General features: G+C 69.0%; 10 protein-coding genes and 1 pseudogene. 3 read left to right on the top strand and 8 right to left on the bottom strand.

Features of this window, described 5'->3' with window-relative positions; genetic code table 11:
• Positions 1-37 precede the first annotated feature (37 nt).
• Both BU52_RS07690 and BU52_RS07685 read right to left on the bottom strand, forming a co-directional pair.
• Positions 38-1,066, bottom strand: a complete 1,029-nt coding sequence (locus BU52_RS07690; protein ID WP_037930234.1) for a LacI family DNA-binding transcriptional regulator — start codon at positions 1,064-1,066, stop codon at positions 38-40.
• Positions 1,063-3,528 (bottom strand): glycoside hydrolase family 2 protein, encoded by a 2,466-nt coding sequence (locus tag BU52_RS07685; protein WP_037930231.1) that lies wholly within the window; start codon positions 3,526-3,528, stop codon positions 1,063-1,065. The genes BU52_RS07690 and BU52_RS07685 overlap by 4 nt, the downstream gene beginning before the upstream one ends.
• A gap of 270 nt (positions 3,529-3,798) precedes the next feature.
• Here BU52_RS07685 and BU52_RS07680 point away from each other — a divergent pair, with 270 nt between their 5' ends.
• From BU52_RS07680 to BU52_RS07670, 3 genes are all read left to right on the top strand, one after another.
• Positions 3,799-5,124 (top strand): ABC transporter substrate-binding protein, encoded by a 1,326-nt coding sequence (locus tag BU52_RS07680; protein WP_037930228.1) that lies wholly within the window; start codon positions 3,799-3,801, stop codon positions 5,122-5,124.
• A 97-nt stretch (positions 5,125-5,221) separates the two neighbouring features.
• Positions 5,222-6,199: a carbohydrate ABC transporter permease gene (locus BU52_RS07675; protein WP_037930225.1), complete on the top strand. Its 978-nt coding sequence runs from the start codon at positions 5,222-5,224 to the stop codon at positions 6,197-6,199.
• Complete coding sequence (locus BU52_RS07670) at positions 6,196-7,059, top strand: carbohydrate ABC transporter permease (protein WP_051858014.1); 864 nt, start codon at positions 6,196-6,198, stop codon at positions 7,057-7,059. Before BU52_RS07675 ends, BU52_RS07670 begins: the two co-directional genes overlap by 4 nt.
• A gap of 174 nt (positions 7,060-7,233) precedes the next feature.
• Here BU52_RS07670 and BU52_RS33325 read toward each other — a convergent pair.
• From BU52_RS33325 to BU52_RS07635, 6 genes and pseudogenes are all read right to left on the bottom strand, one after another.
• Positions 7,234-7,648 (bottom strand): annotated as a pseudogene (locus BU52_RS33325) (MFS transporter); the annotation flags it as partial.
• 458 nt (positions 7,649-8,106) lie between these two features.
• The gene (locus tag BU52_RS07655) at positions 8,107-11,601 is read right to left on the bottom strand and encodes an NACHT domain-containing protein (RefSeq protein WP_167343505.1); all 3,495 of its coding nucleotides are present in this window, start codon (positions 11,599-11,601) and stop codon (positions 8,107-8,109) included.
• Between the two features lie 785 nt (positions 11,602-12,386).
• Entirely contained in the window at positions 12,387-14,546 is a 2,160-nt protein-coding gene (locus tag BU52_RS07650) for a DEAD/DEAH box helicase (protein WP_037930220.1), read from the bottom strand.
• Complete coding sequence (gene brxD, locus BU52_RS07645) at positions 14,543-15,877, bottom strand: BREX system ATP-binding protein BrxD (RefSeq protein WP_037930218.1); 1,335 nt, start codon at positions 15,875-15,877, stop codon at positions 14,543-14,545. Before brxD ends, BU52_RS07650 begins: the two co-directional genes overlap by 4 nt.
• Complete coding sequence (pglZ, locus tag BU52_RS07640) at positions 15,874-18,675, bottom strand: BREX-2 system phosphatase PglZ (protein ID WP_037930216.1); 2,802 nt, start codon at positions 18,673-18,675, stop codon at positions 15,874-15,876. The genes brxD and pglZ overlap by 4 nt, the downstream gene beginning before the upstream one ends.
• Positions 18,675-22,646, bottom strand: a complete 3,972-nt coding sequence (locus tag BU52_RS07635; protein ID WP_037930213.1) for a hypothetical protein — start codon at positions 22,644-22,646, stop codon at positions 18,675-18,677. Before BU52_RS07635 ends, pglZ begins: the two co-directional genes overlap by 1 nt.
• Positions 22,647-22,909: the final 263 nt, after the last annotated feature.

Genomic DNA, 22,909 nt, shown 5'->3' with positions numbered 1-22,909 from the left:
GGAACCGAGCCACGCCCCTCCTCGTCCCCGTCGGGTCCTACCGGCGTGGAGGCGCGGTCGACCCCCGCGGTACCAGCGAGGGGGTCGACACCGGCCGGGAGGCGACCTCCTTGCCCGCGATCACGTCGAAGAGGACCCGTGCCGCCTCGGCGCCGAATCCGTGCACGTCGTGGCTCATCGCCGTCAGGGTCGGATGCGTCAGCCGGCACAGCTGGGAGTCGTCCCAGGCCAGCAGGGACAGATCGTCCGGCACGGAGACACCCATCTCGGTGGCCACGCCCAGTCCGGCGACGGCCATGATGTCGTTGTCGTAGACGATCGCCGTGGGACGGTCCGTCGCCAGGAGCAGCATCCGGGTCGCCCGGGCCCCCTCGTCCCCCGAGAATCCCGTCTCGACGTGCCGGCCGCCGCTCAGGCCGAGTTCCCGCATCGTCCGCTCGAAGGCGTCCGCGCGGATGGCGCTGTGCCCCAGGCCGGTGGGCCCACCCACGCGGGCGATCCGCCGGTGGCCGAGGGCCGCCAGATAGCGCACGGCCTCGGCCACGGCGGTGGCGTCGTCGGTCCACAACGACGGGAAGCCGCCGGTGAGATCCGGGTGGCCCACGCCCACGGCCGGCAGTCCGAGCTTCCGCAGCGGCTCCACCCGCGGGTCCCGCCGGTGGAAGTCGACGAGGATCGAGCCGCCCACCTGGCGCTCCCTCCACCAGCGCTGCTGGAGCTGGATCTCCTCGTCCAGTGAGCCCACCAGGCGCAGCAGCAGAGAGCAGTCGTGTTCGACGAGCACGCTCTCGATGCCGGAGATGAACTCCATGTAGAAGGGCTCCAGCCCCAGCAGCCGGGCCGGCCGGCAGACGGCCAGCCCGATGGCGTCGGCCGATTTACGGGACAGGTTGCGCGCGGAGGAGTTCGGAGCCCAGCCCAGCTGCCGGGCCGCCGCGAAGATGCGGTCCCGGGTGGCCTCGGACACTCCCGGCTTGTGGTTGAACGCCAGCGACACCGCGCCCTTGGACACGCCGGCGGCCGCGGCGACGTCCTTGATGGTGACGCGTTCCGGCGGTGCGCTCACGACGGTTCCACGCAGAAGAGGGCGGCGCGCACGGCGTTGGCACCGGTTTCGGCGGCTCCCCTCACCCGGAGACGGGCTCGCTCGCCCGGCAGCAGGGTGCGCAGTCCGGAGTCGCAGACCGCGTCCGGCCCGAGCCGGTCGGCTTGGAGGAGGAGGTCCCGTACCAGGGTGTGCGCAGTGACCACGACCTCGACACTACCCTCACCCGAGCCGCCGCCGACGGGGGTCTCCACGACGACGTCGTACTGCGGGGCCGGGTAGGCGAAGTCCTTGTCGGCGAGCGGGAAGTGCACGGCGCGCAGACCTCCCCCACTCCCGGCTCCGCTCGGGCGGGGGGACCCCCACGCGTCCGCGACGAGGTACTCCTCGGCGGACCGCGCGTCCGGGGCCAGGCCGCCGGGCACGGTCTGCCGGTGCACCTGGCGTGCGGGAACGGTCAGGTCGAGCACCTCTTCCGCCATCATGGTGCCGTCGGCCCGCATGCGCCGCAGCGTCACGGTGACGGGCCACGGCTCGGCGGACTGGTTGACCACGGCGAGCACCGGAGCGTCGGCCCCGGGCCGGAGGGTCAGCAGACGGTCGGCGTAGACCCGGCGCAGCTCGTGGTACAGCGGCTTGAGGCGCCCGTCGCCGTCCACGGCGGACCAGGAACTGACCGGCCAGCAGTCGTTGAGCTGCCAGACCACGGTGCCGGCGCACACCGGCCAGTGCGACCGCCAGTGCTCGATCCCGGCGGCGACCGCGCGCGCCTGCACGACCTGGGCGAGGTAGTGCCAGCGGTCGAAGTCGTTCCCGGGGAGCGGAAAGTGCCGGGCGATACCCCGGTTCAGCTTTCCGTTGCCGTCCTCGGCCTTCTGGTGGTGCAGCATGCCGGGCGATTCCGGGCCGAGGCGCTCCCCCGGCAGCGCCCGCCGGAGGGTCGCCACCGCGGGCGGCGCCTGCCAGCCGAACTCCGCCACGAAGCGCGGCACCGAGTCGCGGTACTCGGCGTAGTCACGGCGGTTCCACACCTCCCAGGAATGGTGGGTGCCGTGCGCGGGGTCGTTGGGGTGGTGGTCCCAGGAGCCGGACCAGGGGCTTCCTGCCGTGTAGGCGCGGGTGGGGTCGAGTTCGGCCACGACGCGCGGCAACAGGTCCAGGTAGTACCCCCCGCCCCACGAGTCGCCCGCCAGGGCGCGCTCCCAGTCCCAGTCGCGAAAGCCCCACAGGTTCTCGTTGTTGCCGTTCCACAGCACGAGGCTGGGGTGCGGCATCAGCCGGACAACGTTGTCGCGCGCCTCGGCCTCCACCTCGCCGCGCAGCGGCTGCTCCTCGGGATAGGCGGCGCAGGCGAAGAGGAAGTCCTGCCAGACCATGAGGCCCAGCTCGTCACAGATGTCGTAGAAGGCGTCGTCCTCGTAGATGCCACCACCCCAGATCCGCACCAGGTCGACGCCGGCGTCGGCGGCCTGCTGCAGCCGCGTGCGGTAGCGGCCGGGGGTGACGCGGGAGGGAAGGACGTCGTCGGGGATCCAGTTCACCCCGCGGGCGAAGACGGGTACGCCGTTGACCACGAAGGTGAAGCCCGTGCCGTGTTCGTCGGCGGAGCGGTCCAGTGTCACGTCCCGGAACCCGATCCGGCGCGACCAGGAGTCGAGCGGGCGGCCTCCGGCGCCCAGGTCCGTCAGCGTCACGTCCAGGTCGTACAAGGGCTGCTCGCCGTACCCGCGCGGCCACCACAGGTCGGGATCCGGCACGTCGAGGGTCAGGACGGCCCGGCTCCCGTCCACCGCGCCGCGGGCCTGCACGCCGCCGACCCGGGCGCTCACTTCGAGGCGGCGGTCCGCGCCCCGGCCGGTGCGCTCGACGTCGATGTGCACCTCGACGCGCCCCGCGCCGCCGCGGACCGTCACCAGGGGACGCACCTCTGCCAGGCGGGCCGTCGACCAGCGCTCCAGCCGGACCGGGCGCCACATGCCCGCCGTGACCAGCGTCGGCCCCCAGTCCCAGCCGAAGCTGCACGCCATCTTGCGGATGTACTGGAACGGCTCGGGATAGACGTTCGGGCGCTCCCCGGTCAGGGCGCGGACCGCTTCGGCCTCGTCGTAGGCGGACCCGAAGGCGACGCGCAGCAGACCGCTCCGCCCGGTGACGTCGAAGCGGTGGCGCCGGTGCATGTTCCGGGTCCGGCCGATCTCGTGGCCGCCGAATGTGATCACGGCGGCGGTGTCCAGGCCGTCGAAGACGAGGTCGGTGCGCTCATGGTGCCCCGCTGCCGTCTCGGCGGGGTCCACGTGCCGGGTGTAGGTCCAGGCGCGGCGGCCCACCCAGGCCACCTCGGACTCGTTGAGCCCGAGGAAGGGATCAGGGATCAGGCCGGCCGCGAGCAGATCGGTGTGGACGCAGCCCGGAACCCGGGCGGGAAGCGGGTTCCCGTCGTGGTCGAGGCTCCAGCCCTCGGTGAGCTGGACGGCTTCCTTCATGTGCGGCTCCTTCGGCGGGACGGGCCTGTTTTCGTGTGCAGCGCAGCTCAACCTAACGCCAGAGAGCTGAACCGGTCTAGTCCCGACCATCGCAACGAGAAATCCACAAGAAAGCCCAGGTGAAGCACATCTAAGGGGAGTATTCCCTCCGAGCCATGTAACGATTGAGCATCTCGACGAGCCGCTCAGCTTTACCGGTTCACTCGCGGCTGACATAGTCGCCGACAACCACCGCAGCCCGAGCCGTAATCCAATGGAGGAGTTGGGCCCATGGGGAAGAAAGCGCTGAGCGCCGCTCTGCTGGCCACCGCGATGCTGACCGTCGCAGGGTGCAGCGGAGGCAGCGGGAACGCGGACCCGAACGAGACGGCCGTCGCACCGGTCAACCCGGACAGCGTCTCGGGGGACATCACGGTTCTGACCAACCGCACCGATCTGGTGCAGGACGGGACCATGAAGAAGTACGCCGCGGAGTTCAACAAGACCTACCCCGATGTCAAGGTCGAGTTCGAGGGCATCACCGACTACGAGGGGGAGGTGAAGATCCGCATGAACACGGAGAACTACGGCGACGTCCTGCTGATCCCGTCGTCCGTCTCCAAGGGCGACTACCCCACGTTCTTCGCACCACTGGGCAGCACCGGCACCATGAAGGACACCTACCGCTTCACCGACCGGACCGACGTCGACGGCAAGGTGTACGGCATCGCCACCTTCGGCACGGCCAACGGCTTCGTCTACAACAAGCCCCTGTGGAAGAAGGCCGGGATCATCGACTGGCCGACGACCCCCGAGCAGTTCCTCGACGACCTGGAGAAGATCAGGGACGAGACCGGCGCCACCCCCTACTACACGAACTTCAAGGACGGCTGGCCGCTGGGCGACCAGTGGACCAACGGCGTCGGCTCGGTCAGCTGCGACACCCAGGCCTCCGACAAGCTCGCCGCCATGGACGAACCCTGGGGCAAGGCCACCGACCTCCACATGCTGGACACCCTGCTCCACGACATCGTCGACCGCGAGCTCTCCGAGAAGGACCCGACCACCACCAACTGGGAGAGCTCCAAGACCCTCCTGGCCAAGGGCGAGGTCGGCAGCATGCTGCTCGGCAACTGGTCGGTCAGCCAGATGCGGGCCGCCGCCGAGAAGGCGGGCCGGAACCCCGACGACATCGGCTTCATGCCGGTCCCGTTCCAGAAGAACGGCCAGTTCTGCGCCACTCTGGTCTCCGACTACCAGCAGGCCGTCAACATCCATTCGGACAACAAGGGCGCGGCCCGGGCCTGGATCGACTGGTTCACCGAGAAGTCCGGCTACTCGGCGAAGGAGGGTGTGGTCTCCGCACTCCTGAAGGAGCCCCTGCCGAAGACCCTGAGGGAATACGCTGACAACGATGTCAAGTTGGTGGAGCGTTCCGAGAGGAAGACGGCGGAGGTCAACGCGATCGACGACGCCTCGGAGATCGGCATCAACGCGCAGGACTATCGCCGCAAGCTCGTCGACATCGCTCGGGGCGCCCAGGAGGGCTCGCTCCAGGACTACTTCGGCGAACTGAACAAGCGCTGGTCCGAGGCGAGGCGGACGGCCGGTTCCTGACCCGGCCGACGCCGGGTCCCGGCCCGCGTGCGGTCCACCGGCCGGGACCCGGCACACTTCCCAGCGCCCAGCGGATGACGAAAGGCCCCGGCCTCCCATGACCCGAACCGCTTCCACCGCAGCACCGCCCGATCCGGTCACCAAGGACGGCCCGCCCCCGGGCCGCCGCCCCCGGCACAGTGCCGCCCCGAGCGGGCGCTCCTGGCGGCAGCAACCCCTGCGCCGGCTCACGCCCTGGCTGTTCCTGGTGGCCCCCCTGACCTTGTTGATCACGTTCACGTACGTGCCCGTGGGCAACATGCTGTTCTACAGCCTCACCGACTGGGACGGCATCAGCCCCGACCGGAACTTCGTCGGCACCGAGAACTACACGGAGCTCCTCACCCGGCCGGAGATCTTCCGGGTCTTCGGGGTGAGCCTCTACTACCTGGCCGCGTCGGTCGTTCAGATCGCCGTCGCCCTGTACTTCGCCACGGTGCTCAGCTTCGACCTGCGCTTCAGGAACCTGTTCAAAGGCATCCTGTTCTTCCCGTACCTGATCAACGGGGTGGCGATCGGCTTCGTCTTCCTCTACTTCTTCCAGGACGGCGGCACCCTCGACTCGGTACTGAGCTGGTTCGGGGTGAGTACCGATCACGCCTGGCTCGGCAGCCCCGATTCGGCGAACACCTCGCTGGCCGGCGTCTCCGTATGGCGCTTCACCGGCCTGAACTTCGTGCTGTTCCTCGGCGCGATCCAGTCGATCCCCGGCGAGCTCTACGAGGCGGCCCAGCTCGACGGCGCGAGCCGCTGGAAGCAGTTCAAGCACATCATCGCGCCGAGCATCCGCCCGGTGCTGAGCCTCAGCGTCATCCTGGCGATCTCCGGCTCCCTCTCCGTGTTCGAGATCCCGTACATCATGACCGGCGGCGCGACGGGAACGTCGACCTTCGTGATCCAGACGGTCAAGTTCGCCTTCCAGTTCAACAAGACCGGTCTGGCCTCGGCCTGCGCCGTGGTGCTGCTGGCGATCATCCTGGTGATCACCTGGATCCAGCGCCGCCTCGTGCCCGACGAGAAGGTTGATCTCGTATGACCCTCACCGCACCCGCCCGTACCCCCTCACGCCGGCGGCCCGGAATCGCCACCACGCTGACGTATCTCTCGCTGGCCGTGGCCTCGCTCGTCGTGCTGCTTCCGCTCGCCGTGGTCTTCCTGACCTCACTGAAGTCCTACGGGGAGATCCAGGACGGCCGGGGCGCACTGGCCCTGCCGGACGACTGGCTCAACTTCTCCAACTACGCCACGGCCTTCCACGACGGCCACCTGCTGACCGCCTTCGGCAACACGGCCTTCATCCTGCTGTTCTCCATCACGGGTACCGTGATCATCGGCTCGATGACGGCCTACGCCATCGACCGCTTCGACTTCCGCTTCAAGAAGCTCGTCATGGCGGGGTTCCTGGTCGCCACCCTGGTGCCCGGTGTCACCACCCAGGTCGCCACCTTCCAGGTGGTCAACGGATTCGGCCTGTTCGACACCCGCTGGGCGCCGATCCTGCTCTACATGGGCACCGACATCGTGTCGATCTACATCTTCCTCCAGTTCGTCAGGGGCATCCCCACGTCACTGGACGAGGCCGCGCGGCTGGACGGCGCCAACGCCTTCACCATCTACCGGAAGATCATCTTTCCGCTGCTGAAGCCGGCGATCGCGACGGTGGTGATCATCAAAGGCATCACGACGTACAACGACTTCTACATCCCGTTCCTCTACATGCCCTCGGAGGAACTCGGCACCATGTCCACGGCCCTGTTCCGCTTCAAGGGACCCTTCGGCGCGCACTGGGAGAACATCTCCGCCGGAGCCGTCCTGGTGATCGTCCCGACCCTGGTGGTCTTCCTGTTCCTGCAGCGCTACATCTACAACGGGTTCGCACAGGGGGCGACGAAGTAGCGGGGCACTCAGGGTCCCCGGGTCCCCGGGGCCGGGCCGGCGGGATGACGAGCGGTCCGGCCGGCGGCACCACGAGCAGGCCCACGCGCAGGCCGGCCGTGTCGGCGACCAGTCCGACGAGGGGCGGGGAGCACAGGAAGCCCAGGCGCATCAGCCAGGAGACGATCGTGAGCTGCTGCGTCCGTAGCGCCGCTGCACCCGCAGACCGTGGGCGTTCTGCGCGACGTCCGTGACCGCGTCCATGGCCCCCACGAGGAACAGCGCCGCCGCGAACAGGGCCACCGAGCCGGGCCAGGCCGGCGGCCAGTGTGCCCGCGCCCGTCAGCAGCGTGCCGAGCACGGCGACACGCGCGGACCCCAGCCGGCGGGCCAGCACCCCCGCCGCCGGACCGGCCACGACGGCACCCGCGGGGAACGCCGCGACGGCCAGTCCGTAGACGGCGTTGCCGATGCCGAGGTCGTCCTTGATCTGCGGGTAGCGCGGCAGCAGGTTGGCGAACAAGGCGCCGTTGGTGAGGAACAGCACCGCCACGGCCGCACGGGCCCGCCGGTCGGCCCGGGTGGGCTGCCGCAGTACGTCAACAGTCATGCGGGGACCCTATAGGCGCGAGCGTACGTTCGTACATTCGTGGGTCCTCTGGTTCGCCCACCGCCCTGGCAGGAGGACTCACCTCCTGTCAGGGCCACAGATCGAGCGCGGCGTCCTGGGTGAGTTTCCACATCGGCTCGGCGCCGACCCCGAAGGGGGCAGCGAGCGCGTACCCCTGGGGGCGGTGCCGGTTTCCCACTCGGCCGTCACCTGCGCGTCGCCCCGGTCGACGTGAAGGCGCCGAGCCGCAGTTCGTCCCGCAGCAGGCGTCTGGTGCCGAGGGAGTCGGGCACCAGCCGTTGCCTGCGCTGCCGCGCCGCGGACGGCTTCCGCGGGATGCCCGGATCCCGACCGGCGGCAGCCTGCCCCCGCTCACCCTCAGCGTCCCCACTTCGTGGTGGAGCTCGCTCCTGACGGCGTCTCCGTTTTCGGCCACGGGTGAGACTTAACCGGCTCGCTCACCGCCGTGAGCTTTCGGACGACGCCTCCTTCAGTGCACGGTTTCGCGCGCGAGCCCCCATCTCGTCCCAGAAACGGCGCAGGTTCGCCACCGACGTCTTTCGTTGCCACGGCGCACGTCGGTGGAACCTGAGCCAGCGCCATGCCTGGAACTGTGCTTTCTTGAGCATCGCGTGCTGGTGGATGCAGAACAGTTCGTTCAGTTCAGTGCGGCATTGGGGCCCTTTAGGGGGGTAAGGGCAGAACTCGAAGAAACAACCGTCGACGCAGTTGGAGCCGGGCAGGGAGCGCGGGGTCTCCCCGACAAGCGCCTGCATCGGGCTGAGCGGGGTACGGTCCTTGGTCATACATGGGGGAAGCACTTTCTGCGCGTCGGAGTACGCGTGCTGCAGGCGCAAGGAAGCTTTCGTCGGCCTGTCGCCCCGATGTTCGGTGAGAATTAGTAGGACCAGTACGTCGGCGAGCAATTGCTGAGCGCTCGGGTCGAGCGTGCTCCAACCCCTGGACGGCGGAATCCACAAATTATGTACCCGCGATTCTTGCGGTGAGCTGGTTCCGGACCCGATCTGTGAAGCCATCCCGGCCTCGTCGATCCACAGGAAGCGGTCCGGGCGTCGCGTCTGCAGGGCTTGGCGTGCCATCTTGCCCGCCGCTTCGACCAGCGGATGCTCATGGCGCAGCTTGCGCTTGACCTTGGGATCGTTCGTCTGTTTCAGCCACTGGCGCACTTGTTTGGCCGGGCTGGCGCCATGCCCGAGACGGGGCTGCCCCTGCGTGACGTCATCGGGAAGAGCCCACAAGGTCAGCGCGTGGACCAAAGCCAGACGAGCAAACCAGTAGTTGGTGTGCTTGAGCATCTCCCACGCTTGCTCGTTGAGGAAGTTGCGTGCCCTGTCGGGTTGTGAAGGAGGTGTGCGATGGTTCGCGGCCTGCCGGAACCCCTGCGCGAGCGCGACCTGCAGCTCCAGATCGACCCGGTCACCATCGCTCCGTATCAACTCCACCCATTGGGCGAGCTGTTCGTACGGAGTGCTCCGGTGCGGGGTGAACGAGCAGGAGTGGACCAGCATCGGGGCGAGCCACGCCTGCATGACGTCCTTTCGGCGTTGTTTCTCCTCATCCTCCCGCTCCTCTTGCTCCTTGACTTCTTCTTCCTGTCGATGCTTGTCGAGGATGCCCTTGCGGTTTTTGCGCAGCAGTCGCTCTGTCCGCGTGGTACCCGGTGCGGACGGCGGGCCGTCGGCATCTCGCAACCTAAGGAGCCCGCTTTCGAGGTCCCAGTCGCCTTCCTCCGCCGTAACCAGGCTCTGGGTGATCGCATTGAAGACGTCGTTGGTGACTTCTTGCGTGAACGCGAACACGGATCGATCGTAGGAGACGGAGGACACGGGAGCCCCGACCGCTGCGGGAGAGAGGACGTGTGCTAGATCGCCGAAGGCGTCGTCGCCACCTTCACCGATCGCCTGAGCGATGGCGAACCGCACGCTGTGGGAGGGCTCTTCACCGGCGATCTCGAACAACCGGTCGTAAGCGCTCTCGCCTTCTACTTTTCGAACCTCCGGAAGTGCTAGGGCCCGGCGACTGCTCAGCAATTTTCCGGTTGCCCCGATCCGCTTGATCAGGGCCTTCTTCGGCGGGTCGAGCTTCCGGTCGTTGTATGCCTGCAGTTTTCCCCAGCCATCGCGAATCTCCTGGACGATCTCCCGGTGTTGTGGCCTATGATGGAAACTGTCGACGTCCAGCGCCGCAGAGTACAGCTCCAGAGCCCTGATCTTCGGGTCCTGCTCAGGATCGCCACCTGCCAAGTCTTCGCCCTCTGCGGAGGCGACTGATTCCGATCCCCCATTCAATGCATTCCGCGCGGCTTCGAGAAGCTCGTCCCGGATGGCGCCGACGGGGCAGTCAACGTCAAGGGCAGGTTTGACGCTGCAATTTTCGCCCCTGCATCCTGAAAGCGCCTCAGGCGACCGAGAGTAGAAAATGAGAGCCATGGCGAGTTCTCGCCCCGGGCGTCGCAGAGCCTCCTTGAAATAGGCGTCCCTGACCTGCCTGGTGATCAGGTCCGAGGCGTCAAACCCAATACTCAACCCGGGAGTCAGCGCTGCGAGGGCCACCATCTCCTTGTGAGGCGAGCTTTTTGCCGCCGAATAACGCACCAGTACGTCCATATAGCGGGATGCAAGGTAGGCCTGCAGAACGCTGTGATGGAACCTGACTCCATGCTCGAGCTCCTCCACCAGCCCTAGACGGCTGCCCCAACTTCCCGCCAGACGCTCGTCCATACTTCCGTCCGCGCCCTGCTCGGCGCCTGAAAGGTTTCCAGGAAGTTTCAATTGCTCCCTTAGTCGATCTCGCAACGTACCTGCGACCAGACGAGCATTCTCGGACTCCTTTTTCTTGCCGCTCTCGGCGGATTCGGGTTGTTTCTTCAGCACGTCGTAGCGGACGTACGTCGAGTTGGTGTGCAGCGCGGCACATGCAAGGGCCGACAGGTATTCGACAGTCGTGGAGCGGCCCCTGGCAGAAATGGGCTGCTCGGGGAACAGGGCACCGTCGCGGAGCGCGCCGACCCAAGCTTCCAACAGGTCGAAGCGAAGTGCCCAGGCGTCCTGGTCGCGCGGATCACACTGCTCGTCCTCCCCTCCGCCCACGATCGATTCGAGCCTGCCAAGACGCTCAAGGTCTTTGGCGATGGTGAGGTAGAGGGGGGATTCGGCGATCTCAGCCGCCTCAACCACCCAGTCCATGCGTTGCTTGTTGGATCGCCAGTTGCTTCCTTCGGCGACGTACCCAAGCGCCGCCTCCTCGCTCAGCGGCTCGAGAACCGTCTGAGCGGCATTAATTGCCTCAAGCGACTTTTGCGGTCGAGACGTAACGACCAAGGGCAGTTTGGCCTCCTTGGCATCGTTGATGGCCTGCCGAATCTTGTTGTCGCGGTCGCCGGCACCTTTCAGGGCGTCCTCAAGACCATCCGCCATGACGACCACTCGGTCCTGGCTGAAGCGCAGTCGCTGCCATACCCTCTCCGCCTCAGCAGAGGATGAGACTTTTTCCAGTACCTCCTCACAGAACTTATTCTTGGCAAGCTCCGAAAAGTTAAGCCGATCTTCAACGTCGCGCAATTGCAGCACGACTGGAGTGATTCCCTTATGGGCGAGACGCTGCGTGAGACGCACCAGCAGAGCCGTCTTTCCGACGCCAATGGTGCCAACAATGACGTGGGGGCGGCGCTGAGCACGGTCATGGAGGTCATTCATCAAGGCGTCGCACAGCTGATCGCGCCCCACCACGTTACCGATGATAGTGCCTGGTTTCACCAGTTCGGCAGGGCAGCGTTTGGCCTTGCGCAGGTAGTAGCCACGGACCCGCTTGAAGCGTCCGAAGATGAACCACACAGCCGCCACGACGGCCGTGGACGACAGACCGAGGGCGGTCAGCACGCCTTGCCAACTACTCAATGGGTTGTCGCTCTCCGGCCCGGTGAAGCCGTACACGAGTACCGCTATGTACGCCACCGAAAGCGCAATGTATGCCGCATTCTCCAGCCACGTACGAGGTCGCCACCAATGACGCGCCCGCCGCTCGCCCCTTTTCAGCAACCACCAGTTGCGTGCTCTACGCCACATAGCCACCAATGGCCAGGTCGCCCGGAACCACAGTCGTCCCCACACTCCAGCCGGTCGAGGGCCCGGCGGACTGTGCCTCCGCGTCTCACTGACAGAACTCATGAGCACACCTCATTCCGTGTGCAGACAGCAAGGCGCATCGTAGTAGTGCGCAGGAAAAAACCACGCTGTATCACACCAACACTGAGATGGAACCCCCCAAACGAACACTCAAAACGTCGACCGTCAGGGAACCACCTGTTCCTCCGCACTCGCCGACCACCACTTCGGCAGCTCTCTTCCGTACTACCACGACGGCGTCAGAGCGGCAAAAGGAACAAAGCTCAGCGCGGGCGGACGACGTCCTGCAGCAATTGTGCGCCGAGATTTCATCCTCCGGCGCATCGATGTCATGCCCATCTGATGACAACTGGCACAAGTAGTTGTGCCCGGCAACGCGGCGGCGGCTGGTGCTGAGCCTGCCGTGTGCTTCGGGACGGACCTCAGCGGACGTGGCGCTGTGGGGGCGGGAAGCCTGGGAAGTCTGCGAGGTCATCGTCGGTTCATTGTTCCGGATCTGCGACAGCGACGTGTTCGATGCCCGATTCTCGTACGCTCGGTCCGTCCATCTGCTGTCGCTGTCTCTCCTCGCTCAGCCCGAAAACCGGGTGCCGTCACCGTTCGCGCCGGACGAAGCGCACCGGTTCCGTGAGCACGGCGGCCGCGGACTCCGTGTCGGCCAGCCGGGCTGACAGTGTGGCCTCGGCCAGGCGTGGGGGGAGGGCATCGCCGAACTTCAGGCCATGTACCGCGCGTTCGTCGACATCCGGCAGACACAACCGGTCGGTCGCGTCCCTCTTCACATCACTCCAGATGTGCACGGTGACGTCCTCGCGCAGTCGGATCCAACGGTCGTTGACGTACTGCCCCGGCACGGCGACCGTGTCGAGGGTCGCGGCGAGTGTGGCGTTCGCACGGTGGCCCGCCCAGGTCCACCAGCGCGTCTGTCCCCCCGTGTCCTGAATGATCAAGGTGCCTCCGGGGTGCACCCGCTCCAGGTACTCCTCACGGGCCCGCCGCAGGGCGCTGGTCGCCCGCCCCGTCATCTTCACGGGAGGGTCCTCACCCAGCAGTACTTGCCGTTCCGCGCGGGTGAGCTCGTAGGAGCCCGCCGAACCGAATCCGGGGCTGCTCCATTTGGCCTTGCCTCCCCCGTCGACGGGTTCGACGAAGCAGCGCTTGCGCCGCCAGTCGATGTAGGTCACCTGCCAGCTCCGGCCAGCCAGCAGAAGCCGGCGCGGGCCGTCGACCCGTTCGGTGAGGAGGCTGGGGTCGGTCCGGCCAATTTCCGTACGCCCTTGGAGGACGGTGAACTGCGGGGGCGCGGTGAACACGGCAGTGAGGTTCATGAAGTGGCGTTGTCCGAAGCGCCGTTCCGCCTCCGGGCCGATGAAGAGCATGCCGCCGTCCCGGTCCAGGTACCCCTGGTCGACGAGGTGGCGCACGATCGGCTCGGCCGACGCGCCGAAGGGGCCGAGTCCGTTCCACCATTCCTGCCACAGGTGCTCGCCGACACGGTTCTCCTGCAGGCACAGGGCGAGGAGTTGCTGGGCAACGATGTGCCGGGGCTCCGGTGGTGCCACGACGGGCTCCACCCATCCTTGCGACCACTTGAGCAGCAGTCCGGCCGCTCCCAGCAGGCCTTCCTCGTCCAGGGCGAGGAACAGGCAGTTGCGTGCGGTGCCCTCGCGGCGTCCGGAACGGCCGAGCCGTTGGAGGAAGGAGGCCACCGAGGTGGGGGCGTCGATCTGGATGACCCGGTCCAGGTCGCCGACGTCGATGCCGAGTTCCAGCGTGCTGGTGGAGACGATCACGCAGTCCCGGGCCTCGGCGAAGGCCGCCTCGGCACGCCGGCGCTCGTCGAGGGAGAGCGAGGCGTGCGAGAGGAAGGTGGTGACGCCCTTCGCCAGGAGCTTCTCCCCGAGTTCCTCCACGTATCGCCGTGACTCGCAGAAGACGAGGCGCTTCTCGCCACGGTGCAGTGCGGCGATGACGGTGGCCGCGTTGTCGAGCGAGCCGACGTAGTCGAGTTGGACGTCTCCCGGCGGGACGGCGGCCGATCCACCGGTTGCTGCGGGGGGAGACGTGACCGCGGGTGCCGTGGGCGGGGACCCGTCGAGGTGGGGGGCGACCACCTGCCCCGGCCGCTTGCTCGCGCCTGAGCCCTGCAGCCAGGTGAGCAGTGCGTCGGGATTGCCGACGGTCGCCGAGAGGCCGACGCGTTGCACCGGTCGGCCCACGACCCGTTGCAGTCGTTCCAGTACGGCGAGGAGGTGCCATCCCCGGTCGTCACCGGCGAAGGCGTGCACCTCGTCCACCACGACGGCCCGCAGCCCCGAGAAGAACGAGGTGTGGTCGACGTTGGCGCTCACCAGCATCGCTTCGAGTGATTCCGGCGTGGTGAGCAGGACGTCGGGACGTGCGGCGAGGATCCGTTTGCGGGCACCGGCCGTGGTGTCCCCGTGCCACAGGGCCGCGGTGCGGCCCAGCCATGAGGTGTAGGTTTCCCACCGCGGCAGCAGGTTGTTGAGCAGGGCCTTCAGCGGGCAGACGTAGAGGACGGACGTACCGCTCCACCGCTCCCCCGTCATCCGGGTCAGCAGGGGGAAGGCGGCCGCCTCGGTCTTGCCGCCCGCGGTGGGAGCGAGCAGGACGGCGTCGTCCCCGCAGACCAGGGGGGTGACGGCTGCTTCCTGGAGTGGACGCAGGCTCCGCCATCCCAGGGTGTTGACGACGTGGTGGAGGAGCGCCGGGTCCAGGTCCCCGGCGCTCACGGCAACTCCAGTTCGACGGCGCCGGCGTCACCGGACGCGGCCGCGTTACGCTCGGTCTCGGTGAGTTCGGACGAGCTGATGGTGAGCGCGTAGTGCGCGCGGGGGGCGAAGTCCTTGAACTCGTCGACGCGGTCGAGGACGTCGGCCACCAGCTTGCGCAGGAACACGCGGGGCGCTACGCCGACCTTGCCGCCGAGTCCACCGGTGACGGCTCCGGCCAGCTCCGTCAGGTACGCGTCGTCGACCCGCTCGGCCACCCGCTCAGGGTTGCGGGCGATCAGGGCGTACAGGTCGCGCACGGTACGGCCGAGTTCACCGAGCTGGGGCAGGTCGAACCCCGAGAGCCGGAGCTGGACGGCGCGCGGGGAGTCGAAGCGCGGGTCGGTCGTGAAGTCGGTGGCCAGTCGCTGCGCGAGCGGAGGCAGCCGCTGCGCGCCCTGTTGTCCCTCGTAGAACGCCGGGGTCCCCGTGATGACGAGGAAGAGTCCCGGGAACCGGCCCGCGTCGATCTCGTCCAGCAGCTGCCTCAGAGCGTTGAGGCCCTTCTCCCGGACATCACCCCGTACCCGTTGCAGGGTCTCGATCTCGTCGAGGACGAGGAGGAGGCCCGGGTGGCCGCAGTCGCGCAGTACGGTGAGCAGCCCTTGCAGGAAGCCGAGGGCCGCGAAGTGGTCGAGGTCTCCCCGGACGCCTGCGCTGCGGCGGGCGGAGGCCGCGACCGACTTCTGGCCGCCGAGCCAGGCGATGAGCGCTTCCGCCGTCGCCCCGTCTCCCGCCATCACCGCCCGGCGGTAGCCGCGCAGTGCGGCGGCGAAGGCGGGGGTGGTCCTGGCGACGTCGGCGAGTCTGCGCTCCATGAGCGCGTCGACGGCCGCAGCGAGCGCCGCCTCGTCCTCCTCGTCCGTCTCCCCGGCGTCGAGGACCTCTTCCTCCAGGGTGTAGAACCACGAGTCAACGACCGCGCGCAGTGCGCTGGGCTGGTGGGTGGCGGTCGTCAGGCGCTCGGTGAGCCTGCGGTAGACCGTCTCCAGTCGGTGCAGCGGGGTCTCGGTCTCGGAGATCTGGACTTCCGCCGTGGCCAGTCCGGCACGTTTGGCGCGTTCGGCGAGCCAGCGCGCGAAGAACGTCTTCCCGGAGCCGTACTCGCCGCGGATGGCGTGGAACGCCGCTCCGCCCCGTGCCGTTGCCGCCAGGTCGTCGTCGAGGGCGGTCTCGAACCGGTCCAGGCCGACGGCGAGCAGGTCCAGCCCGGCCTGCGGTACGGTGCCGCGCCGCAGCGCGTCCACGACCTCCCGCATCCGTACGGGGCTGGCCGGGGCCACCGCGCTCATGACGTCTCCTTCCTCGGCGACCCGGTCCTCGCTTCGTCCGCCAGGAACTGGTCGCGGAGCAGGGCGACGTCGAGTTTGACCGCGTGACCGGCGTCGACGAAACCGAGTACCGGGTACCCCTCGACGTTGAGCAGGCGCTGCACGGTGGCGACGAAGCCCTCGATGTTGCGCCGCACCCGGCCGGTCGCCGAGATGGCCGCTGCCAGGGCGGCGGGCGACATGGTGCCCCCGGCGGCGGCGAGGGCGTCGATGACGGCGGCGACGACCTTGCCTTCCGGGGCCTTGCGCACGTACTCCTTCTGCGCCTCGTACACCTCACTCGTCACCACGCGCCCGCCGAGGGTCGCGGGAGCGGGCGTGGTCGCCGGTGCCGCGTCGGGCATCACCACGTCGTCGGTGCCGAACAGTTCCTCGTCCTGCCGGCGTGCCGGCTTCGCCGGTCTGCGCACCGGCTGCGCGGCGCTCTCCGCCCGGGCTTCCGGCATCTCGGCGCGTGTCGCGGCGGTGGCCTTCCACCAGGAGGGCGCGGCCTGTTCGCGGGGCAGCGGCTCCCAGTCGCGCGGAGCGAGTTCCTTCGAGGGGAGGAGGACGAGGACCGGCACGGTGACCTCGGCGAGGGAGGCCCCGCCGTGGTAGCCGGCCCGGCGGGCGGCGTACCGGATGTCCTCGTGCCAGGGAACGGTGACGGTGCCGCCGCCTTCGAGGACGCGCGGTCCGCTCAGCACGACCTCGCCGTCACCGGCGTCGGTGTCGGGCCGCCAGCGCGCCGACCCTCCACCGTCCGCAGCCGGAGTGACTCTGCCTCGGCCGCGGTCGATGACGTGTCCGTGGTCGGAGACGAGGACGACGGGACGTGCGTAGCTGCGGGCGGCGGCCAGCAGTTCCCGCAGGTAGGTGATGTCGCCGAGGGACCACACGGTGCGCTGCCCCTGCTGACCGGAGTCGAGCGCGTCGTCGATGGTGTTGAGGACGACGCCGACCACCGCGTCGGAGGCGAGCGCGGAGGTGAGTTCCTGGGCGAGGAAGTGGCCCGCGTCTCCCCCTATCGACGCCTTGTGGAAGAGGGCCGCGTCCTTGCGCCGCTTCTTCCAGAAGGCCGCGAACCCGGAGGCCTCGGTGGACTGTCCTCCTTGGGCGGCCGTGCCGCTGAGTAGCGACGCGCGGCTCGTGCGGGTGATCGAGGGCAGCATGGAGACGGCTGCGAGGCGGGTGCGCCGTCCGCCTTCGCCGGGTCGGGGCACGATCTCTTGCCAACCTTCCCGTTCGGCCTCCTCACCCAGTTGCGCGGCCACGGCGCTGCTCATTCCGTCGAGCACGATCACCAGAGGTGCTCCGCCCGTGGTCAGAGGGCGGACGACGGTGTCGAGGACGTTCTCGACGACCAGGCAGCCGCCCGGTTGCTGGGCGGTGGCGTTCGGGGCCCAGCCGGCCAGGTGCCGGGCGAACTGCCCGTCGAGCCGTTCGCGCTGGGCCCGTCCGTCCTCGTAGAGGTCTCGCAGACTCCGTGCGACGGAGGGGTCACCGCCGGGGTCACCGGCCCAGAGAACGGACAGCGCCCGGTCGACCCACCCCCACTCGGCGACGTGGTCGCGCACGCCCGTGGCCACGGATGTGACGGCGGGCGGCCCCTGACGCAGCCACCGTGCGAGACGCACGGCCATCTCGGCGACGCGCACCCGGTCGGGGAAGAGTCCGGCCAGGGCGTGTCCGGTGAGCTCGGCCAGGGCGCTCTCGCCTTGCGCGGGGGACCTGTGGGCACCCTCGACGACGGCGGCGAGCTGGGCGGCGAAGCTGGACAGGAGGAAACGGCTGCCGTTGAGTCCTGCGGTGAGACCGGCGTCCCTGGCCAGGTCGTCGGCGCGCTGCAACACGGCGAACACCTTGTGGCGCGCGTCGACCGAACCCGCGGCCTCCCCTATCCAGCGCAGGAGGGTGCCCTCCACCGCGTCGGTGAAGGCGCCGATCTCGCCCCGTCGCGGTCCGGCCTTGCCGAACAGACCGCCGACGGCGAGGGCAACGTCGGGGTCGGCGGCGGGGTCGCGCAGCGCGGCGCCGAGCAGGCCGAGCGCCATCGCGTCGTGTCCCCGTCCGATCTCGGCGAGGGCGAGCAGGACGGGTACGGCGGGTCCGGCGACCTCGCCAAGCCACTTCTTCAGCTCCGCCCGTTCGGTGTCGCCGAGTTCGGCGAAACGCCGCGGCCTGGCGGGGGTGCGCGACCAGGCGAGCAGCACGTCCGCGTCCACGGCGGCTTCCGCCGGGGCGTGGGGCGAGATGTCCGGGTGGTCGAGTCCGAGGCGTTCGACGACCAGGGCGCGCAGTGCGGCGTCCCGGGTGAGCGTGCCCGCGGTGCGCGGCCATCCCCGCCCGGCGGGTTCGGCGTCGACGAGGGCCTGGAGCAGCCAGTCCTCGCGGTACATGCGCACGTCGAGTCCGGTGGCCCCGAACCGCTGCGTCACGATCTCGGCCTTCTCGACGTTGAGGGTGCGCCGGTGCACCGCGTGCCCGCGCACGTCCCAGCCGAGCTGGTCGTCGTCGAGTCCTGTGGTGACCACCAGCAGGTCGCCGGGTGCGGCCTCGTCGCGATGGCTGTGCCAGGCGGCCAGGACGCCGAGGACGGAGGATTCGTCGCGCACCGTGACGCGGCGGGTCCGCTCACCGACCTCGGCGGTGAAGGTGGTGGCCGAGCCGGCCGCGTACTGTCCGTGGACCAGCATGAGGCTGTGCTCGGCGAGCTTCTTGGCGTGCCGGTCCAGGAGCGCCTCGACGGTGCGCCGTCCCACCTGCGGCAGGAGCGCCATCAGCGTTCGGTCTCCTTCTCGTCCTGGCCGGCCGCTCCGGTCTCACCGTGGGCCTCCTCGATCACCTGCCAGGTGACCTGAACACGGGCTCCGGGGTGGGCGGTGAGGAAGCGGCGGATGTCGGCGCTGATTCCGTCGACGGTGGCCGCGAGCGTGGTCTCCAGCCGGGTGGGTTCGACGACATACGCGGCGGGGCGGCGGGCGGACTGGGCCGCGTAGCCCACGCGCGGGTCCCGCGGAGCCGGTCCGGAACCCGGGCGGTCCCGGTCCGGCTCGGCGGGGACGGTGTCGGGGGTGACGGGCACCGGGGGTGTGCCGTGCTCGGTGAGGCGTACGTCCTCCGCGGTCGGCTCGGCGGGCTGCACGGGCTCGACCGGCCGGGCCGCCTGGGCGAGCCGGGTCGCTTCCCGCATGAGGGCCACGGCCGACTCCTGCAGAGAGTCCAGCACCGGGACGAGCGATTCGTCCTCCTCGTGGGCGTTGGCCGCCCGGCGTACGGTGTCCAGCAGCCGCTGCGCCCGGTCGCCGACGCCGTCGTCCCGGCCCGCGAGTTCGCGGACCATGTCCAGGTCGGACCAGCGGCCGTCGCGCTGGGCCCGCAGCACCTGCAGCACTTCGGGAGCCTGCTTGAGGGCCGCGCCGATCTGGCGATCCGTCACCTCGTAGGCGGCTTCGGCGAGTTCTCGGATGAGGCTGGTGGCGTCGGTGGTGCGCAGCAGGCGGGCGATCAGGTCGGCGGCGGCCTTCGTGGACTTCAGCCGCGGCGCGTCCACGCCGCCGGGTCCTTCCAGGCCGAGTCGTTCGGCGTTGTCCTGGAGCAGTGTCCGGGTCTCCCCCACGGCGGTGCGGTGCTCCTCGGCGACGGTGCGAACCTGGGCGGCGAGCCGCGAGACGTTCCTGGCGAAGAGCACCGGCGACACGCTCTTGCCGAAGACCGATCCGGCGCGTCGCAGTGCGGCGGCGAAGGTGTCCTCGTCGGGGAGGGTGACGGCCCGCAGGCCGTAGCCGGGGACTATGCGGTCGAGTTCGGGGGCCTGCGGCACGGCCTGGGTCTGGTAGATCCAGGTGCGGTCGTCGAGCAGCGCGTAGGTCGCGATGATCAGGTTGCCCACGTTGCGGTCGAGGCCCTCATAGCCGAGCTCGGTGATCCAGTCGCGGATCGTCTCGACGGCGAGGTCGTCGCCGGTGTCGGGGTTCTCGGCGGCCTTCTTGTTGATGCGCAGCCGCCAGTCGTTGCTGACGTTGAGCGGTCCGTCGTGGACCTCGCCGAGGCCGAGTGCGTGCACGATCTTCCTGACGACGGGCAGCGGGGTGCTGTCCACGACGACCCGCCGGGAGCCGTCCTCCATCGCCCGGGCGATCCACTCCATGGTGGTCTTGAGTTCACGCACGGTGATGGCCTTGCGGGTCAGCCGCGGGTCGAAGTCGGGGTGCTTGGGGTAGCGGGCGGCGAACATGCCGTCGGCCAGCAGCAGGAGGTTCTGCTCGAAGCCGACCGACGGCTCGGGGCGGGTACGGGTGAAGCCCGGCAGCAGGGACACCAGGTGCTCCCCGTCGGGCAAGGTGGCTCCGACGTTCTCCGGCTCGGCGCGGTTGATCCCGTAGAGCTGGAGCAGGACCTCGGTGAGGTGGCCGCTGATGTTGTCGCGGGACGCCTTGAGCTGGTTGCGGATCTGTGCCCGCTCGTCGGCGGGGCGCGTGGCGGTGTGCTCTTCGAGCCGGTCGCGCTCCAGCAGATAGTTGATCTTCAGCAGGCGGCCGAGCTGCCGGGAGGTCTGGTCGGAGAAGAAGTCGGCCAGCCAGACGAGCGTGGGCTCGGTGCGGCCCGCGCCTCGGAGCCGTTTGACGCGCTGGAGGTCGTCGATGGGGCCGTGGTCGCCGTCGTCGAAGGGGTAGTCGAAGACGATGCGGAGGTTTCCGGGCTGCTGGGGTGCGAACTCCTCCTCGGGCAAGCGGGCGTCGCGCACGTTGCCGAAGACGAACTCGACGGTGCGCTTGGTACCGCGCCAGACGATGTCCCGTTCGCAGACGAAGGGCTGGGTGTCCTGGATGCCCAGCTCGCGCCAGAGCTGGTCCTTGATCCACTGCCGTCGGTAGCCGAGCTGGTCGGCGACGCCCTGCACCTCTTCGAGGAGCGGTTCGACGTCGATGTCGGAGAGGTGCAGGTGGAAGACGGGGTCGGTCTTGTCCCCCTCGCTGCGCAGCTCGCTGTCGAAGGAGATCTGCAGTTCCTTCAGCCGCTTGGCGGCAACGGAGCCGGCGTCTCCGACCCGGGTGCGGATCGAGCCGTGGTTGAGTGCGGCGAGCCGGGTGCCGTTGAGCCGGGTCAGGGCGGGAACGTTGGGGGCGAGCGCGGAAAGCAGCAGGGTCTTGACGAGCCGCTCGTCGGCCTGGAACCGCTTGTCGTCGGGGGTCTTGTACTTACGCAGCAGTTCCTCGCGCACCCGCCCGTGGAAGTCGTCGGCGGTCTCCGCGTCCTTGCGCAGCCGCGGGGTGAACGCGGCGCCGGAGCGGTGGGCGATGACGTCCCACAGGTCGCCGAGCGGGATGAGTTCGCCGAGCTTCAGGTCGTCACGGCGGCGGCGCAGCAGTTCCTGGACGAGTTTGAGTCCGGTGCGCTCACGCTGGAGCGCGCCCGAGAGGTCGACGAGGACGTTGAGGAGCGCCGGGGAGAGCGGGTACAGCTCCCGGAAGTCGTCCCAGGACGCCTCGGTGCGGCCCTGCGCGTCCAGGAGGATCTGCCGCACCTCGTCATTGGACGACTCGACGAGCTTGAATGCGTCGTCGCGCACCGACTCCATGCCGGGCTTCGGAGCGAGCACGCGGTGCTTGATGATCTCGACGAGGTTGCTGTCCTCGAGGTCGACGACGTTGAACCGCTCGGCCAGGTACTCGATCTGCTGCTCGAGGTTGGTCACGTCGGCGCCGACGACGTCCGAGCCGATCAGCTGCGACAGGTCGCGCTGGCGGGAGATGAACGACACGATCGGCACCGGCCGGCCGCTGTCCCCCGACTCGATGAGTTTGACCAGGCGCTGCACCTGGTCGCGCACGAAGTCCTGGTTGCCCATCTTCGCCTGGAGCCACAGGACCAGTTCGTCGAGGAAGAGGACGACTCCGGTGTAGCCGAGAGACTGGGCGTGCCGGGAGATGACCTTGAGGCCGTTCTCCAGCGGCAGGAAGGCGCTGGCCTCACCGCGCATGCCCTGCGCGTAGGCGGCCATGGGACCGCTGAGCAGGGCGGAGACCAGCCGCTCGCGGTACGGGTCGTCGGGCGCGCCCGCGAAGGCCCGGTCGAAGTCGGCGCCGGTCCACGCCCCGGCGGGCAGCGCCGCGGCCTCGCCGTCGATCGGCGGCATGTCGTCCGGGTCGGCCTCCGCGGGCTCGGCCGCGCTCGGCGTGAGGGCCGCGGCGCCCTTGCCGAGCCACTGCAGGAACTTGGCGTCGTCGCCGAGGAACTCCCGCTGGGTACGGGCGTCGGAGAGCAGCGCGTCGGCCCGGTAGACGGGGGGCAGCGGCTTGTCGGGGTGCAACTCGCGCACCGTGTGCACGTAGCCGCCGAGCAGGGCGGAGTCGAGGTCGGCGGAGCCGACGAGGTGGTACGGCACCATCAGGAACCTGCTGCGCCGCAGCCACTCGTCGTGCGGCGCCACGACCTCCACCAGCCGGGGCTTGGTACGGACGGACGGATGGTTGTTGAGCACGGCGTGCAGCACGGTCAGGAAGTGGCTCTTGCCGGAGCCGAAGGAGCCGTGCAGGTAGGCGGCCTCCGAATTGCCGGACCGCACACAGCCCGCCACAAGGTCCAGTGCCTCCCGGAACGCCTTCTGGAGCTGCTCGGTGACCACGTACTCGGCCACCCGCGCGTCGGTCTCGCTGAACCCCTGGGAGAGCTCGATCTTGAAGTCGCCGGCATGGACGTCTTCCTTGATCTCGATGACGTCCTTCAGCAGGAGCTCGCTCGTGGGCATCAGGCGGTCATTCCCTCTCTCGGCTCGCGGCACGGCTGCACGGCTCGCGCACGTCCCGCGCACTTCTCGATGCCTCCCCATCCTGCCAGGTGGCACCGACACGTATGTCCGTCGGTGCGGAATTCTCCGTACCGCACGGTGCCCGCGGGATCACCATGGGTGCCCGCCAAGCGGGGTTCGCGCGGGATCTGCCGGAAGCACGCGACATCGGACCAGTGTGGGGCGGGCGCGAGGAGATCGCCACGGCACTGGGCAAGCTGATC

Origin of the sequence: Streptomyces toyocaensis, from assembly GCF_000725125.1 — a bacterium.
Taxonomy (GTDB): domain Bacteria; phylum Actinomycetota; class Actinomycetes; order Streptomycetales; family Streptomycetaceae; genus Streptomyces; species Streptomyces toyocaensis.
The sequence above is the reverse complement of the archived record's forward strand: the minus strand, read 5'-3'. Positions and strand labels throughout refer to the sequence as shown.

Excerpts from the sequence above, each read along its gene's own strand:
- BU52_RS07685 (WP_037930231.1), bottom strand. The coding sequence starts at position 3,528 with ATGAAGGAAGCCGTCCAGCTCACCGAGGGCTGGAGCCTCGACCACGAC.
- BU52_RS07680 (WP_037930228.1), top strand. The coding sequence starts at position 3,799 with ATGGGGAAGAAAGCGCTGAGCGCCGCTCTGCTGGCCACCGCGATGCTG.
- BU52_RS07675 (WP_037930225.1), top strand. The coding sequence starts at position 5,222 with ATGACCCGAACCGCTTCCACCGCAGCACCGCCCGATCCGGTCACCAAG.
- BU52_RS07670 (WP_051858014.1), top strand. The coding sequence starts at position 6,196 with ATGACCCTCACCGCACCCGCCCGTACCCCCTCACGCCGGCGGCCCGGA.
- brxD (WP_037930218.1), bottom strand. The coding sequence starts at position 15,877 with ATGAGCGCGGTGGCCCCGGCCAGCCCCGTACGGATGCGGGAGGTCGTG.
- pglZ (WP_037930216.1), bottom strand. The coding sequence starts at position 18,675 with ATGGCGCTCCTGCCGCAGGTGGGACGGCGCACCGTCGAGGCGCTCCTG.
- BU52_RS07635 (WP_037930213.1), bottom strand. The coding sequence starts at position 22,646 with ATGCCCACGAGCGAGCTCCTGCTGAAGGACGTCATCGAGATCAAGGAA.